This is a genomic window from Niastella koreensis GR20-10, from assembly GCF_000246855.1.
GTDB classification, from domain to species: domain Bacteria; phylum Bacteroidota; class Bacteroidia; order Chitinophagales; family Chitinophagaceae; genus Niastella; species Niastella koreensis.
Window position 1 is genome coordinate 8,272,622 of record NC_016609.1, and the last position, 15,615, is coordinate 8,288,236.

The following is a 15,615-nucleotide window of genomic DNA, read 5'->3' on the forward strand; positions in this document are numbered from 1 at the left end:
CCATGGTCGAAGAAATTGGAATAAAACAAAAAAGTGAATCGGGATTCAGCCCGAGGGAGCTGGTGGTAAAATATATTCGTTTTTTACCCTGGGTGGTAATATCTGTAGCTATTTTCCTGATCCTTGGATATGTTAAGTTGCGTTACTCCACGCCTATTTATAGTGTGTCGGGTAAATTGCTGGTGAGCCGTAATAATCCTTATGGCGGAGGCGGTGGCGGAGATGAGAAATTTGGCGACATCTTTATGATGCAAAATACCGGGAACAGCCTGAACGATCAAATGGAAATTTTACGTTCAAGGTCTATTTCGGCCCGGGTTATTACAGCCGCTGGTTTACAAACCACTTATTATAACAAGGGCAAAGTTCGCGCCTCGGCAGTGTACAGCAGGGATATGCCATTTGTGTTGATAATTAACCATATGGTTGATTCAACCAAAGGTTTCGGCTTGCTGGTTACAATTATTAATGACAACGAGTTCACACTTAATGAACAAGGGAAGAAATATTTATTCAACGAACCTGTTGAATTAAATGGTGTGCAGTTCCGTCTTTTAAGAACAACCATTCCCTATGCATATTTTGCCAGTAAAGAATTTCTGGTTAACTGGTCTCCTTTGGAGGATGCCGCAGCGGCATTAAGTGGAAGTATAAAAGTAGCGCAGGCCGGTGATTTTACAAATGTATTGGCATTAGCTTATGAAACAGAAAGCATACCCATAGGACTGGATATTGTAAATAATTTCATGAAAGAATTTCAGAAAGCCAGTCTGGAAGAGAAGCGCCTGCAGGCAGAAAATACGCTTGCTTTTATAAATGACCAGCTGATAGCAGTACGTAAAGAACTCGGTGGCGTTGAACAACACTTACAGGATTTTAGAGAGTCCAACAGGATTTTTGAAACAAAACAACAGTCAGAATTATTGTTTGGCCTTTTATCAGAAAGTACCAAACAGGTAACTGAGTATGGGGTGAAATTGAAGGTAATCGATTATTTGACTCACTACCTGGACGATAAAAATGCGCCTAACCGGGCTGTGCCAGCCACACTGGGCATTGATGAGCCTTCGTTTCTTCAACAGGTTAGTGAGTATAACAAACTTCAGTTGGAAAGATCCACTGCTATAAAAAGCACTACTGCCGACAATCCATATATAAAAACACTGGATGCAGGTTTGGAGAAGATTAGACAGGATATTCTTGAAAATCTGAAGAACATCAGGCAAACTTATATAGTAGCCACAGGTGATCTGGAGCGTAAGAATGGGGAGACTGATAGCCAAATAAAGGCCATTCCCGGTAAAGAAAAGCGCTTATTGGAAGTAACTCGTGAACAAAATATTTTACAGGAATTATATTCTTTTCTTCTACAAAAAAAGCTGGAGACTTCAATCAGTTCGGCATCAACCATTTCAAATATTGTTGTACTGGAACCGGCGATTTCATTAGGCGGGCCTATAGCGCCGAACAGAAAGAGCGCTTATTTAACTGCCATTCTGATTGGCCTGGCCATTCCAATTGGGATTATACTGCTGATCGAATACCTGAACGATAAGGTTAGCAGCAAACAGGATATTGAAAAGATTACAAGCATACCCATCTTAGGTGAGGTAGGTCATTCAGATTCGGACGGGGCACTGATTGTAACTTCCAAGAACAGGAATTTCATTGCAGAACAGTTCCGGACCATCCGGTCGAACCTTCAATATATTCTACCAAAAGTAGAAAAGCCCGTTCTGATGGTGACTTCTTCATTCAGCGGGGAAGGAAAATCGTTTATCAGTACAAACCTGGGCGCAGTGTTTTCAGTATCTGATAGAAGAACTGTAATTCTTGAGTTTGATATCAGGAAGCCAAAGATCATGGAAGGCCTGGGCCTGAAGGAAAGAAAAGGCTTAACGAATTTTATAGTGCGTAGTGTAGAGTTGCCTGAGATTATTTACCCCGTTCCTGGTCAGGATAACCTTTTTGTTATTCCATGTGGTCCTGTACCGCCTAATCCGGCTGAAATGCTCCTGAATGAGCGGGTAGACGAGTTGTTTACACAATTGCGTCAGCAGTTTGATATTATAATTATTGATACCGCACCGGTAGGATTGGTAAGTGACTCGATAACATTGGGTAAGTATGCCGATGCTGTTGTATATATAGTACGGCATAATTATACGTTCCGGAAATTCCTGCAATTTGCCAATGACCTGTTTGTTAAAAAGAAATTGCCGCATTTATCCATTGTAATCAATGACATTAAAACAAGGGCTGGTTACGGCGGGTATTATGGATATGGATACGGTTACGGTTATGGATATGGCTATAACTCTCATTATTTTGACAATGGCACAAAGAAGAAAGGATTTTTTAAGCGATTAACATCGAAGAATGTAAGCAACAACGGATCAAACGGTAAATCATAAACTATGAATTATTTTGTTCATTCTTCAGCCATTGCAGATGAGGGGTGCGAAATTGGTGATGGAACGAAGGTGTGGCATTTTTCCCATATTATGTCTGGCTGTATCATTGGTAAAAATTGCAATATTGGCCAGAATGTTGTCATCTCTCCGCAGGTTACGCTCGGCAATAACGTGAAAGTTCAAAACAATGTATCTATTTATACAGGAGTGATTTGTGAGGATGATGTTTTCTTAGGCCCCTCAATGGTATTTACCAATGTGATTAATCCCAGAAGTGCGGTAGTACGTAAAAATGAATACCGTTCAACCCTGGTAAAAAAAGGAGCCTCAATAGGAGCAAATGCAACGATTGTATGTGGTCATAACATTGGTGAGTATGCATTTGTAGGCGCCGGGGCTGTTATTACCAAAGAAGTAAAACCATACGCGTTGGTAGTTGGTAACCCCGCCCGCCAGATTGGTTGGGTAAGCGAATATGGACATCGCTTGCATTTTGATGAAGAAGGTTATGCAATTTGCCCCGAAACAAAACAACGTTATCAGTTAATAAACAATAGTGTAATAAGAATAGCATGACCTTAAACGGAAAAATTAAGTTTGCAGTTGTTGGTTGCGGCCATATAGGCAAGCGCCATGCTGCCATGATCTCCAATAATCCTGAAGCCGAATTGGTAGCTTTAGCTGATGTTAAAGAAACAATTGCCAAAGATGTCGCTTCTTACAATGTGCCTTTTTTTACCAGTTTAACCCAACTCTTAGAAAGCGAAATTCCATTCGATGTGCTTTGCGTGGCAACTCCAAACGGGTTGCATGAAGAGCAGGCTTTACAAGCCCTGCGTGCAGGACGTAATGTGGTTATTGAAAAGCCAATGGCATTGACAAAAGCGGGATGCGAACGCATTATATATGAAGCGTTACACCATCACCGCCAGGTATTCTGTGTAATGCAGAATCGCTATTCACCGCCAATGACATGGCTTAAAGAGGTTTTAAGAAAAAATCTGTTAGGCAATATTTACCTTGTTCAGGTGAATTGCTACTGGAATCGTGACGAACGGTATTATGTTCCTGGTAACTGGCATGGCACCAAAAATTTAGACGGTGGTGTCTTATATACTCAGTTCTCACATTTTATTGATATCATGTTTTGGTTGTTTGGCGATATAGAAAACATAAAAGGTAAATTCACAAATTTCAACCACAAACAGTTGACCGAATTTGATGATTCAGGGTTCGTAAATTTTGACTTTGTGAATGGTGGAATGGGATGCATCAATTTTTCTACTTCTGCCTGGAACGAGAACCTGGAAAGCAGTATCACTATCATTGGTGAAAACGGAACTGTAAAGGTGGGTGGTCAGTATATGAACGAGTTGCAGGTATGTAAGATCAAAAATTATGAAATGCCTGTATTGCCTCCCGGTAATCCACCAAATGATTATGGTCCGTACAAGGGCTCTGCAGCCAACCACCATTATGTATTTCAAAACGTGGTAGATGTGCTTAAAGGCCGGGCTGCTATAACCACCAATGCCCTGGAAGGATTGAAAGTGGTAGAGATCATTCAGAAGATATATAACAATAACCATCAATCCGCTTAACTGGTATGTCGTTTAAACTTGTAATTGAACCAGGCGCTTCAGAAAAGAACTATTGGAAGGATTTGTGGTATTACCGCGAATTATTTTACATTCTCAGCTGGCGTGACCTGAAGGTGCGATATAAACAAACTGTTATAGGCGCCGCCTGGAGTGTAATACGTCCTGTGCTTACGACTATAATTTTTACGGTTGTTTTTAACAGGATGGCTAAATTACAGGCCCCTTCGAATATCCCCTATGCATTGATGGTTTTTACCGGTATGCTTCCCTGGCAGTTTTTTGCCAATTCATTGGGGGAAGCGAGTGGAAGTCTTCTCGGTAATTCCAACCTTATTACAAAAGTTTATTTCCCCCGAATGATTGTGCCTGCCAGTTCCGTTATCACCAGTCTGGTTGATTTGGGAATATCTTTACTGATACTGGTAGTGATGTTTTTTATATACCATTTTGTTCCTCACTGGACTATTGTATTTCTGCCCATTTTTATACTTATTTCCTTTATTGTAGCATTTGGAGTAGGCTTGTATGTTACTGCACTCAATGTGAAGTATCGTGACTTTCGTTATATCATACCATTTATTATCCAGTTTGGTTTATATGTTACGCCTGTTGGTTTTAGCAGTAGTATTGTAAAAGAGTATAGAGCTCTTTTTGCTCTGAATCCTATGGTGGGAATTATAGATGGTTTTCGCTGGTGTATATTGGGAGAACCTCTGTACATGCCAGGTCTTTTAATATCTGTGGCCATGTCCATATTTTTCCTGTGGCTTGGCGTATGGTATTTCAGAAAAACGGAAAAAAGCTTTGCCGATAATATCTAATATATGTCTTCCATTATAAAAGTTGAAAAGGTTTCCAAGGAGTTTATAATTTCCCATGAAGCTGCTGAAAAGTATACCACCTTACGCGATGTAATGGCGAGGAAGGCTAAAAAGATATTTTCTTTTTCGCGCTCAAATTCTTCCGGTAAAAAGGCCGTTACCCGCGAAAGTTATATGGCTTTGAATGAGGTGAGCTTTGAAGTAAAGCCTGGAGAACGTTTGGGTATTATTGGCCGGAATGGTGCCGGCAAAAGCACCCTCCTTAAAGTACTGAGCCGTATTACCGAACCTTCTGCAGGAAGGATTGAGATCAACGGACGTGTAGCAAGCTTACTTGAGGTAGGTACCGGTTTTCACCCGGAACTGACCGGACGTGAAAATATTTTCCTGAACGGCGCCATTCTGGGAATGAGTAGAGCGGAAATTAAACGGAAGTTTGATGAGATCGTGGATTTTTCGGAAGTAGAAAAGTTTTTAGATACACCGGTCAAGCGGTATAGCAGTGGTATGTATGTACGTTTGGCATTTGCTGTTGCGGCGCATTTGGAGCCAGAAATACTGGTGGTTGATGAGGTGCTGGCTGTTGGGGATGCCCAATTCCAGAAAAAATGCCTTGGCAAAATGAAGGATGTGAGCAGCAATGGACGAACTGTATTGTTCGTGAGTCATAACATGGCCGCAGTAAAAAATCTTTGTACACATGGCATTTTGTTAAATAAAGGACAACTGGAATTTGATGGTCCTATTTTAGATGCTGTAACCCTTTATCAGAAAGGGCAAAATACATCGACATTATTTTCCCATAAAGGACCTTTGTCTGAGGCGCCAGGAAATGCGAATATTCGTATCCTGAGATTTGAAGTAACTCCAATAGAGGGCGATGTTATTTCCATTTCATCGGGCATCAACTTTGAAATCTCTTTTTACAATCAAAAAGAAGACATCAACCTTGATATTACATTCGATTTAAAGAATGAAGATGATGTGGTCATTCTGCATCAGGGTGAGATTGTCACTAAAGAGAGAGATTCCCGGCAAGGTATTTATACCGTGAAAGGTCAGTTACCTCCGCATTTATTAAATACGGGAACTTATACGTTCACTTTGATTTTCGGAGAAAATCAGCAACATCCCCTATTTGGTGTTCATGATTTCCTTCAATTTGAAGTTATGAATGAACGTTTGGGGAATACATTCAGACGTTTGCCTGGTATTATCAGACCGAAAATTGAATATTCAAGTTCTTTCCAGTTACTTAAAGACGCAGAGCATTCATGGTAAGATATCAGGTGTCTTAATTAAAAAATGATAAAGTCAACCAGTGAGTCTTAAAAAGCTAAAATATAAATACCTTACTTTTCGGAAAGCTGTTCGAAATGCTGAAAGGAATCTAAAGGTATTAGAGAATTCAGTATCGACTCATATAGATCCTGAGTTCATTATTGAAGACTGCAAGCTGGAAGGTTATAATTGCCTGTTTGGAATGGGCAGGGTATACAGGTGTAGCATTGGTTCGTTTACTTATATTCAACACGGATCAAACATTGCCAATACCACAATAGGAAGATATTGCAGTATTGGACCTAATGTTATAGTTGCACAGGGAGAACACCCTGTTAGTTATCTTTCAACTCATCCCATATTTATTGCTCCATCCTATATTCATGGATTTGACTCCCTGACTGAAAAGAAATTATTCGAGACCAGTAAAAGCGTCACTATAGGTTCAGATGTATGGATTGGGGCCAATTGTTACATTAAAGACGGGATAACAATCGGACATGGAGCTATTATAGGGGCTGGGTCAGTTGTCACTAAAGATGTGCCGCCATATACAATAGTGGGTGGAGTTCCTGCCAGGGAAATCAGAAAACGTTTTGATGAGGGTACAATTGCTAAATTGCTGGATATGGCCTGGTGGAACTGGCCGCTTGAAAAAATAATTGAAAACAAAAATTTGTTTCAACAATCTCTAAACTCAAGCATGATTCATTTATCTGCATAGTAAAGACCGGTTTTCATCCTGAATTGTCAGGCTATAAGAATATTTTTTGGGTGGATTTATTCTGGAATGAGCAGAGCTAACATCAGACAAATGTTTGATTGAAACTGAAGTGTATTTGCGATTACGTATTCTTATTTTCCAAAATCGTAATTAATAATATGAAATCCATTTACTTAAGAAATGTTCCTCCGCCAACAGAAACTTTTGACCATATTTCTTTTCTGGAATTAATGGCAAAGTGGATAAAACCTGAGCATTACCTTGAATTAGGGGTAAGGGATGGGAAATGCTTTAAAAGATTATCGGCATTTGCTACTACTGCTGTTGGGGTTGATATGCAGCCTATAAGTTATAGTTTGAAAAGGAATATGAAGTTTCATCTGGGAACAACTGATGATTACTTTGCTTCAATCAAAGGGACAAGTGTAAAATTTGATCTTGTATTTATTGATGCCGATCATAGTTATGAGCAATCTTTGAAAGATTTTATGAATGCTAAAGAACATATGATAGAAGAAGGTTTCATTTTTTTACACGACACCCATCCATATGATCTTTCAATGACTGAACCTGAACTTTGTTCAGATACCTATAAAACAGCTTTGTATATCAAGCAACATCTGGCCGATGACTTTGAGATAATCACATTGCCATTTAATCCGGGCCTTACTATGACCAAAAAGATAAGCCGGAACAAACAGCTCGCCTACCTGTAACTTAATATGATTGATTTTACTACTTCTGTTCCTGTTATTATCGATCTGAAAAAGATCCTCGATGTCCGAGGCAATCTTTCCATTATTGAGGGAGAGAAAGATATTCCTTTTATCATTCAACGAACTTACTGGATCTACGATGTGCCAGGTGGCGAAATAAGAGGAGGGCATGCATATAAAACCCTGCGGGAATTTGTTGTAGCGCTAAGTGGCAGTTTTGATGTGGTGCTTAATAATGGAGAAAAGGAAATGCGATATCATTTAAACAGGTCGTATTATGGTTTGTACGTGCCAAACATGTACTGGCGCCATATGGAAAATTTCTCTACTAATTCTGTTTCGTTGATCCTGGCCGATCAGGATTATGATGAAAGTGATTATATAAGGGATTTTGATAAATTTAAAGCGGCTTTAAATGGCTAGGGAAAATACCGTTTTTGACTGCAACGTTATCCATCTGCCGCGTATACATAACCGGGCAGGGAATATTACTCCTGTAACTAATTTCACCAATATACCTTTTGCCGTTAAGCGTGTGTATTATCTCTACGACATACCCGGAGGTGAGTCGCGGGGAGCACATGGGCATAAATCGCTGGAACAGTTGATCATTGCTGCCAGTGGCAGCTTCGACATTACCATCGACGACGGAAGAAACAAAAAAACGGTACAGTTAAACAGGCCGAATATGGGCCTGCATCTGAAGCCTGGTTTGTGGCGGGATATTTCAAACTTTTCGTCCGGCGCCATTTGCCTGGTACTGGCCTCTGAACATTATAATGAAAAGGACTATGTCCGGGATTACGAGGAATTTATAAGACTAAAAAATCTATGAAAAAAATTTTAATAGCAGGAGCTGGTGGCGCACCTTCCGAAGGAGTAATAAATTCATTGTTAAAAAGTACCAAAGATGAAGAAGTGATTGGAATGGGCAGTGAGCCCAGTGACGTGGTATTATCAAATGCGAAAAGAAAATATTATGTTCCTTATGCCAATACGCCTCAGTATAAAGCCAGTCTGCACGAGATAATCAAAAAGGAAAAACCGGATCTGATCCATTTTCAGAATGACCTTGAAATTTTCCATGCCTCCTTATTAAGAGATGATATTCATTCCTGGGGTGTAAAAACATTTATGCCCGAGCATGATGTAATTGATACCTGCGTTCATAAATACAAAACCTATCAAAAATTATTGGGTTCGGGTGTAAAGCAACCGGTAAACAGGTTGATCAATAACGTAGAAGACCTGAAAGAAGCTTTTAAAGAGCTGGCCGATGAAAAGGGTAAAGTATGGTTACGTGCTTCTTCTATTGGTGGAGGCGGTAAAGGAGCTTTACCTACCAGTGATTTTGAATTTGCCAAACACTGGATCGACCATTATAAAGGATGGGGCGATTTTACAGCTGCGCAAATGCTTACTTCAGATACAGTTACCTGGTTATCTATATGGCATGAAGGTGAACTGGTAGTGGCGCAAACCCGCATCAGAAAAGGTTGGACTCATGGAAACCGTACGCTTTCGGGTGTAACTGGAGTAACAAAAGTTGGGCAAACCTATTCCAGTGACCAGGTAAATGAAATTGCGATGGCTACTATTAAAGCCGTTTCGAGCAAGCCACATGGAATATTTGGCGTTGATATGGCTTATGACAAGCAAGGGATTCCTAATCCAACAGAAATAAATATCTCGCGTTTTTTTACTACTGTATTATTCTTCACCGAGGCTGGTTTAAATATGCCCGGGATCTTTAAAGACATAGCCCTGTACAATGAATTTCCGAAATTAAATAAGAAGATCAACCCGTTACCCGACGGGCTTCTTTGGCTCCGGGGCATGGATACCAAACCACGTTTACTTACCGGCCAGCAATTAGAGAATGAAATTGTATACCTGTAATTGATGCAACGGATCTTACTTACCGGGGCTTCAGGATTTATAGGGAAATACCTGTTAAAAGCGCTTCAGTCGCCTTCCTATAATAATTTATATGAGGTGATTGCGCTGGCGTCTGAACCAGTAGACGGTTGTACAACTGTTTTGCGTAAAAATTTTCAGATCCATAAAGAAGATTTTCGTTCGCTGGGGATACACCAGATTGACATTGTTATACACGCCGGTGCATACACTCCCAAGGATAAAATGGGCATGAATGACCTGGCGAATAACAACAATGTTTATAGTACAGATAGTTTGCTGAATGCGCTGCCAGGTAAAGTGAAGCAATTTATCTACTTGAGTACGTTGGATGTATATGCTAATGCCGATGGCATTATATCAGAAGACAGCCAGGTTTTACCTGCATCGCTGTATGGCATGTCGAAGTTATATTGCGAGTTTATGATTGATTCCTGGTGTAAACAACAATCGGTTAAATACCAGGTATTGCGAATTGGGCATATATATGGCCCAGGTGAAGAGAGATATAAAAAGCTCATCCCTGTTACTATAAGCAAAGTACTTAATAAGGAGAGACCTGAAATCTTAAATGATGGTATTGAAAAAAGATCATTTCTCAATATCCATGATTGTATACAGGCAATACTGGCATCCCTTGTACTGGAAGATTCCGGTAATGTAATTAATATAGTATCCGGGAAATCTTATACTGTAAAGGAAATAATAAGTATGATCCTTGAAATATCTGGCAAGGGGATAGAGCCGGTATACAAAACAATAACAGCAACTCCAAGACACCTGGTATTTGATAGCACAAAAATGGAATCGCTGTTACATAGGGAAGCAGTAGATTTTAGATTGGGTCTGGAAGAAGAGATAAAAGGATTTCGAAGCTGATGAAAGAAAAGAATATTTTTTTTGACCTTGATGGCACGTTGTTAGATTCGAGAGAACGACTGTACAGGCTTTTTCAAAACCTGGTGCCGGCATCAAAACTAACCTTTGATGATTACTGGGCGCTAAAAAGAAATAAGATCTCACACAAGGAAATATTAATAAACCAGTTTGCTTATACTGCTGAAGATTTTACCCGGTTTGAACAAATCTGGTTAAATAATATAGAGTCGGCGGAATGGCTTTCTTTTGATAAACCATTTGAGGGGGTTACTGCGTACCTGCAGGAACTAAGTAAAACCAACTCACTTTATATTGTTACTGCAAGGCAGTTAGAAGATCAGGCGCTGCAGCAGGTTGATAAGTTTAACTGGAACAGGTTTTTTGAAAAGGTATTTGTCACCAATGGGTTGCAGGATAAGTTTGAATTAATTGCCAATTCAATTAAAACCAGTTCAACAGATTGGTTGGTTGGTGATACTGGAAAGGATATTCAAACCGGGAAAAGGCTTGGTGTTAAAACAGCAGCCGTTTTTTCAGGATTCCTGAGTAAAGAGGTGCTGATGGAATATAAACCTGATGTAATAGCTTCAAGTGTTCTGGAGCTAAACTTTAATGCATAGCATTCATATCCTATGAGTGAAATATTGGAAAACCAAAGACCGGTAACCTTTAAGCAAAAATGGAAAACGTTTTTACTTAAAAGAAGGTATGGCATCAAATTGCATAACAATGGGCCAATTAGGATCTTTGGAAAACTGCCTTTTTTTAAATTACCAGGTACTTCTAAAATTATATTGGGCAGCAAGGTTGTGTTGAATTCTGATTTTGAAAATTCCAACACGGCATTAACCTTTAGATGCACGTTGGTGTGCGGTTTGAATGGCATAATTGAAATTGGCGATAATAGTATGCTAAATGGGGTTTCAATTACAGCGTATCAGAAAGTAAGCATAGGAAAGAATTGTCAGATCGCATCATGTACAATAATATCAGATACAGATTTTCATCCGGTGTCTCCCGCTATCAGGGAGCGGGAGGTGATGGGGTATAAGATCGACCATGCTGTAGTTAATAAGAAAGAAGTCAGAATTGGAAATAATGTTTGGATAGGTTGGGGAAGCACAATTTTGAAAGGAGTAAGCATTGGAGATAATAGTGTCATTGCTGCCGGCTCGGTTGTACTTTCAGATATTCCACCAAATGTATTAGCCGCAGGAAACCCTGCTGTTGTAAAAAAATCTTTATAAGAGTAAGCATATTATGAATGTAAAGCCTCATATCCCCTTTGTATCTTTTGAAAGCACCAATAAAACGATCAGGTCGGAAGTGTTACAAAATTTTGAGCAGTTTTTCGATAAAGCCTGGTATGTTTTAGGAGATCAGCTACAACAATTTGAAAAAGAGTATGCTTCATTTAATGAAGTGAGCCATAGTATAGGTATCAGTAACGGATTAGATGCATTGCATATAGCATTAAAGGCGCTTGGCATTGGCGAGGGAGATGAAGTTATTGTTCCATCCAATACATTTATTGCAACGGTACTGGCTGTTTCCTATGTGGGCGCCAAACCTGTATTTGTTGAGCCGAACATACATACTTATAATATTGACCCGGCAAAGATTGAAGCCGCGATCACCAGCCGTACAAAAGCAATCATGCCGGTACACCTGTACGGACAGATCTGTGAAATGGCAGCCATTGAAGCCATTGCCCAAAAACATAAATTATATATTATAGAAGATAACGCGCAGGCCCAGGGAGCCAGTTATCGCGGAAAAATATCAGGAAGCTGGGGGCATATAAACGCTACCAGTTTTTACCCCGGCAAAAACCTCGGTGCATTAGGTGATGCAGGTGGTATTACTACCAATGATGAGGTGCTGGCGCAAAAAGCGAAAACATTACGGAATTACGGATCGCAGAAAAAATACTATCATGAAGAGATAGGATTTAACATGCGCATGGATGAATGCCAGGCAGGCTTTTTAGCGATCAAACTAAAATACCTGCAGCAATGGAATAAACAACGGGGTCAGATCGCTGAGATCTATGCGAATGCATTGAAGGGAGTGGGAGATGTTATTCTTCCTCAGGTTGCAAAGGATGCGGACCATGTGTATCATTTATTTGTGATCAGAACAAAACAAAGGGATAAATTGCAGGAATATTTAACCGGAAAAGGTATTGGCACATTGATCCATTACCCTGTTCCACCACATCTGCAGGCGGCCTATAAAGACCTGGGATATAAAATGGGTGATTTACCCATAGCGGAGGAAATTGCCGGTACCTGCTTAAGTCTTCCGGTTTGGCCTGGTTTAAGTGAAGGGCAAGTGATTGAAGTGTCAAACGCAATTCGTGATTTTTTTAATGGAAAATAATCAACCGCTCGTTAGCATAGTAGTCGTGTCTTATCAACAGGTTGACTTTCTGAAGGAATGTATTGAAAGTATCCTGTTACAGACGTATAAGAACATCGAGATCATCATTGCAGATGATGGATCAACTGACCGGTCACCTGAACTCATTCGGTCATTCGCTGCTGCCAATAGCAACATCATACCAATCCTTTCTCCGGTAAACAAGGGCATCTCCATCAACCTTAACCTGGGAATGGAACAATGTCGGGGACAGTATATATGCATCATTGCGGGGGATGATATTATGTATCCTTCCAAAATAGAAAAGCAGGTAGCTTTTCTTAATGAGAATGCTGAGTTTGAATTGTGTTATCATAACGTAGATGTGTATGATGAAGACACAAAAACAATACTCTATAAATGGATGGATAAATTTCTACCATGCCGGAATGCCCCCGATGCGCTTTTCAGAGCTGCCTGGAACTTAAAGAAAAATAATAGAAAGACTCCATCCGGCTCCTGGTTTGGACGTGCCTCCTACTTAAAATATGCCCGAAACGACTGGCGAACTTATTCCAGTCATGAATTTATTTTTACGATGGGTATGTATGCAGCAAAACCTGATGCAAAATGGCATACATTAACAGAAGTACTCGGCATGTACAGAACGCACAGCAAAGGTTTGAGCAAGAATAATGGCAAATGGCAGAAAACGGCTGAAGAAATGAGTGTCTGTTATTCATTGGCCAGAGTGAAATTCCCACAGTTTACAAGGGCAATAAATAACGAAGAAGCTTTCTGGTGGTTCATGGAATTATTATATAACCAGGTGCCAGGTGAATACAGAGGTATTTACTTGAAGGAATTTTTGAGAAAGTATGGGCTGGGGAGGTATTTATATCTGCAAACCTGCAGGGTATTATTGAGCGATAAATTGAAAGCTGTTCGTAAATTGGTAAAGGAACCAGCCTAATAATTTTAAAGCTACTTTTTGATGTTGAATCAGCTAAAGAATAATATTTCAAACAAGCTTTTCAGGTATAATTATAAAAAAGCCAAACAGGCTTTTGATAAGGCGATTCCTTTCAGGAATTATTTACCGGAAAGTGAATTTGAAAAATTCGTTCAGCAGTATTCCAATGTAGCTGCAGGCCCCCGGCAGGATTACAGCCTGGCTGGTATGGAAGCCCTGGCATTGGAACGTTTTCAATACATAGCCAATAAAATTAATTTTAAGCCTGCATCTGCACTTGAAATTGGACCGGGCGCAGGTTTTGTATTAAAGAAGTTTAAGGAAAACGGTATCAATAAGGCCGTAGCCCTGGATATAGTGGACAGCCTTTATCCTGAAGTGAAAAAAGCAGGAGTAGAAATTGTTCTGTCCAGCGCGGACAACATGGCTTGTATACCAGATAAAAGTTACGATCTGATCGTGAGTTGGAGCGCTCTGGAGCATATTCCCAATCCCCGGATGGTTTATGATGAATGCCTACGCATCTTAAAACCAGGCGGATATTTATATCTTCATTTTGGCCCTTTATATTACAGCCCCTGGGGATACCATCATTATTCCGTATTAAATTGTCCCTATCTTCATCTTTTGTTTCCCGAGCAATTGATTCATAATCACGCCCGGAAAATTAAAGGAGAAGATTATAAGGGATATTTGCCCTGGACAAATGGTTGTGATCTTGATGAATATCAGTTTTTGAAAAAAGGGCTGTCATACGAATACATTTTAGAAAGTTATAATTCGGGGTATGATATGTATTCAGTATCGATGATATCCCGGTATCCTGAGATATTTAAATCTAAAAACGTTTCTTTTGAAAGTTTTTTTGTTGACTGGATACAAGTAGGCATCATACGAAAGCCCTGATAATCGCCACTCAATATTTATAGCAAAGAAAAAATATGGATCCTAAAAATCAGACAGTACTGGTAACCGGTGGTACCGGTTCATTTGGAAATAAAGTAGCGCAATACCTTCAGGGGCATAACCCTAAAAAGATCATTATCTATAGCCGCGACGAAAAGAAGCAATATGAAATGCAAAAGCAATATCCCCATTACCACTATATTATTGGTGATGTGAGAGACAAGGAGCGCTTGTTCCAGGCCTGCAAGGGGGTTGATTTTATTTTTCATGCGGCTGCATTAAAGCATGTGCCGGCTTGTGAAAGCTATCCATATGAAGCTGTTAAAACAAATATAACCGGCTCCTACAATGTATGTGAAGCCGCTATACATAATAATGTACAAAAAGTAGTTGCATTATCAACCGATAAAGCGGTAAAGCCTATCAATGCCATGGGTTTGTCGAAGAGTATGATGGAAAAGATTGTATGCTCGCAAAACCAGATCCAGATAGATACAGTTTTCTCCTGCGTTCGCTATGGCAATGTAATGGGATCAAGAGGATCGGTGATACCCTTTTTCAAAAAGCTGATCGCTGACAAAAAGGCCCTCACCATTACTGATTCAAAAATGACCCGCTTTATGATGACACTCGACGAGTCTGTTGAGCTGGTATTATATGCGATGAAATATGCCAAAGGCGGGGAAGTATTTGTTAAGAAGGCGCCGGCCTGTTTAATGACCGACCTGGCCAGGACCATGATTAAAAAGTATGGTGATGGAAACGCCGAAAATATTAAAGAAGTAGGGGTAAGACCTGGTGAAAAAATCGATGAAGTACTGGTTAATGAGTATGAGATCAGAAGAAGCGATGAGAACGAACAGTTCTTTATTGTACATCCTGAATACAGACCCGTTAAGGATAATCAGACTTATGCAAGCGGGTATGAGTATACTTCTGCCAATACAAAACAATTAACCGATTACGAAAGCATATCGGCATTGCTCGATAGAATGGGCGACGATGAATTATATACTTAAGTG

Annotated in this window: 16 protein-coding genes and 1 pseudogene; all 17 read left to right on the forward strand. The window is 39.9% G+C overall.

Annotated elements, in window-relative coordinates:
- Nucleotides 1-2 precede the first annotated feature (2 nt).
- The 17 genes and pseudogenes from NIAKO_RS33210 (at nt 3) to NIAKO_RS33290 (ending at nt 15,612) form a co-directional block, all read left to right on the forward strand.
- Nucleotides 3-2,414, forward strand: coding sequence for a GumC family protein (locus NIAKO_RS33210; protein WP_014222880.1), 2,412 nt, complete (start codon nt 3-5; stop codon nt 2,412-2,414).
- A 3-nt stretch (nt 2,415-2,417) separates the two neighbouring features.
- Nucleotides 2,418-2,990, forward strand: coding sequence for an acyltransferase (locus tag NIAKO_RS33215; protein ID WP_014222881.1), 573 nt, complete (start codon nt 2,418-2,420; stop codon nt 2,988-2,990).
- Entirely contained in the window at nt 2,987-4,015 is a 1,029-nt protein-coding gene (locus tag NIAKO_RS33220; protein WP_014222882.1) for a Gfo/Idh/MocA family protein, read from the forward strand. Before NIAKO_RS33215 ends, NIAKO_RS33220 begins: the two co-directional genes overlap by 4 nt.
- A gap of 5 nt (nt 4,016-4,020) precedes the next feature.
- Nucleotides 4,021-4,836 carry an ABC transporter permease gene (locus tag NIAKO_RS33225; protein WP_014222883.1) on the forward strand — a complete coding sequence of 272 codons (816 nt, stop codon included), beginning with the start codon at nt 4,021-4,023 and terminating at the stop codon, nt 4,834-4,836.
- Between the two features lie 3 nt (nt 4,837-4,839).
- Nucleotides 4,840-6,117: an ABC transporter ATP-binding protein gene (locus tag NIAKO_RS33230; protein WP_014222884.1), complete on the forward strand. Its 1,278-nt coding sequence runs from the start codon at nt 4,840-4,842 to the stop codon at nt 6,115-6,117.
- A gap of 436 nt (nt 6,118-6,553) precedes the next feature.
- Nucleotides 6,554-6,784, forward strand: a pseudogene (locus NIAKO_RS39870) (CatB-related O-acetyltransferase); the annotation flags it as partial.
- 215 nt (nt 6,785-6,999) lie between these two features.
- The gene (locus NIAKO_RS33240) at nt 7,000-7,557 is read left to right on the forward strand and encodes a class I SAM-dependent methyltransferase (protein WP_014222886.1); all 558 of its coding nucleotides are present in this window, start codon (nt 7,000-7,002) and stop codon (nt 7,555-7,557) included.
- A gap of 6 nt (nt 7,558-7,563) precedes the next feature.
- Nucleotides 7,564-7,980, forward strand: coding sequence for a sugar 3,4-ketoisomerase (locus NIAKO_RS33245; RefSeq protein ID WP_014222887.1), 417 nt, complete (start codon nt 7,564-7,566; stop codon nt 7,978-7,980).
- Nucleotides 7,973-8,392, forward strand: a complete 420-nt coding sequence (locus NIAKO_RS33250) for a sugar 3,4-ketoisomerase (RefSeq protein WP_014222888.1) — start codon at nt 7,973-7,975, stop codon at nt 8,390-8,392. Before NIAKO_RS33245 ends, NIAKO_RS33250 begins: the two co-directional genes overlap by 8 nt.
- Nucleotides 8,389-9,456: an ATP-grasp domain-containing protein gene (locus tag NIAKO_RS33255; RefSeq protein ID WP_014222889.1), complete on the forward strand. Its 1,068-nt coding sequence runs from the start codon at nt 8,389-8,391 to the stop codon at nt 9,454-9,456. Before NIAKO_RS33250 ends, NIAKO_RS33255 begins: the two co-directional genes overlap by 4 nt.
- A gap of 3 nt (nt 9,457-9,459) precedes the next feature.
- Complete coding sequence (locus NIAKO_RS33260) at nt 9,460-10,353, forward strand: NAD-dependent epimerase/dehydratase family protein (RefSeq protein WP_014222890.1); 894 nt, start codon at nt 9,460-9,462, stop codon at nt 10,351-10,353.
- Nucleotides 10,353-10,973 (forward strand): HAD family hydrolase, encoded by a 621-nt coding sequence (locus NIAKO_RS33265; RefSeq protein ID WP_014222891.1) that lies wholly within the window; start codon nt 10,353-10,355, stop codon nt 10,971-10,973. The genes NIAKO_RS33260 and NIAKO_RS33265 overlap by 1 nt, the downstream gene beginning before the upstream one ends.
- A 12-nt stretch (nt 10,974-10,985) precedes the next feature.
- Nucleotides 10,986-11,600, forward strand: a complete 615-nt coding sequence (locus NIAKO_RS39660; protein WP_014222892.1) for an acyltransferase — start codon at nt 10,986-10,988, stop codon at nt 11,598-11,600.
- Nucleotides 11,601-11,613: 13 nt separating this feature from the next.
- Nucleotides 11,614-12,735 carry a DegT/DnrJ/EryC1/StrS family aminotransferase gene (locus NIAKO_RS33275; RefSeq protein WP_014222893.1) on the forward strand — a complete coding sequence of 374 codons (1,122 nt, stop codon included), beginning with the start codon at nt 11,614-11,616 and terminating at the stop codon, nt 12,733-12,735.
- Nucleotides 12,725-13,687, forward strand: a complete 963-nt coding sequence (locus NIAKO_RS37430) for a glycosyltransferase family 2 protein (RefSeq protein WP_014222894.1) — start codon at nt 12,725-12,727, stop codon at nt 13,685-13,687. The genes NIAKO_RS33275 and NIAKO_RS37430 overlap by 11 nt, the downstream gene beginning before the upstream one ends.
- A gap of 207 nt (nt 13,688-13,894) precedes the next feature.
- Nucleotides 13,895-14,593 carry a class I SAM-dependent methyltransferase gene (locus tag NIAKO_RS33285; protein ID WP_165761215.1) on the forward strand — a complete coding sequence of 233 codons (699 nt, stop codon included), beginning with the start codon at nt 13,895-13,897 and terminating at the stop codon, nt 14,591-14,593.
- 35 nt (nt 14,594-14,628) lie between these two features.
- Entirely contained in the window at nt 14,629-15,612 is a 984-nt protein-coding gene (locus tag NIAKO_RS33290; RefSeq protein WP_014222896.1) for a UDP-N-acetylglucosamine 4,6-dehydratase family protein, read from the forward strand.
- Nucleotides 15,613-15,615: the final 3 nt, after the last annotated feature.

What these genes read in the sequence shown, in the direction of transcription:
- NIAKO_RS37430 (WP_014222894.1), top strand. Translation starts at nt 12,725, where the DNA reads ATGGAAAATAATCAACCGCTCGTTAGCATAGTAGTCGTGTCTTATCAA.
- NIAKO_RS33290 (WP_014222896.1), top strand. Translation starts at nt 14,629, where the DNA reads ATGGATCCTAAAAATCAGACAGTACTGGTAACCGGTGGTACCGGTTCA.
- NIAKO_RS33245 (WP_014222887.1), top strand. Translation starts at nt 7,564, where the DNA reads ATGATTGATTTTACTACTTCTGTTCCTGTTATTATCGATCTGAAAAAG.
- NIAKO_RS33220 (WP_014222882.1), top strand. Translation starts at nt 2,987, where the DNA reads ATGACCTTAAACGGAAAAATTAAGTTTGCAGTTGTTGGTTGCGGCCAT.
- NIAKO_RS33285 (WP_165761215.1), top strand. Translation starts at nt 13,895, where the DNA reads ATGGAAGCCCTGGCATTGGAACGTTTTCAATACATAGCCAATAAAATT.
- NIAKO_RS33275 (WP_014222893.1), top strand. Translation starts at nt 11,614, where the DNA reads ATGAATGTAAAGCCTCATATCCCCTTTGTATCTTTTGAAAGCACCAAT.
- NIAKO_RS33230 (WP_014222884.1), top strand. Translation starts at nt 4,840, where the DNA reads ATGTCTTCCATTATAAAAGTTGAAAAGGTTTCCAAGGAGTTTATAATT.
- NIAKO_RS33260 (WP_014222890.1), top strand. Translation starts at nt 9,460, where the DNA reads ATGCAACGGATCTTACTTACCGGGGCTTCAGGATTTATAGGGAAATAC.
- NIAKO_RS33215 (WP_014222881.1), top strand. Translation starts at nt 2,418, where the DNA reads ATGAATTATTTTGTTCATTCTTCAGCCATTGCAGATGAGGGGTGCGAA.
- NIAKO_RS33255 (WP_014222889.1), top strand. Translation starts at nt 8,389, where the DNA reads ATGAAAAAAATTTTAATAGCAGGAGCTGGTGGCGCACCTTCCGAAGGA.
- NIAKO_RS33250 (WP_014222888.1), top strand. Translation starts at nt 7,973, where the DNA reads ATGGCTAGGGAAAATACCGTTTTTGACTGCAACGTTATCCATCTGCCG.
- NIAKO_RS39660 (WP_014222892.1), top strand. Translation starts at nt 10,986, where the DNA reads ATGAGTGAAATATTGGAAAACCAAAGACCGGTAACCTTTAAGCAAAAA.
- NIAKO_RS33240 (WP_014222886.1), top strand. Translation starts at nt 7,000, where the DNA reads ATGAAATCCATTTACTTAAGAAATGTTCCTCCGCCAACAGAAACTTTT.
- NIAKO_RS33225 (WP_014222883.1), top strand. Translation starts at nt 4,021, where the DNA reads ATGTCGTTTAAACTTGTAATTGAACCAGGCGCTTCAGAAAAGAACTAT.
- NIAKO_RS33265 (WP_014222891.1), top strand. Translation starts at nt 10,353, where the DNA reads ATGAAAGAAAAGAATATTTTTTTTGACCTTGATGGCACGTTGTTAGAT.
- NIAKO_RS33210 (WP_014222880.1), top strand. Translation starts at nt 3, where the DNA reads ATGGTCGAAGAAATTGGAATAAAACAAAAAAGTGAATCGGGATTCAGC.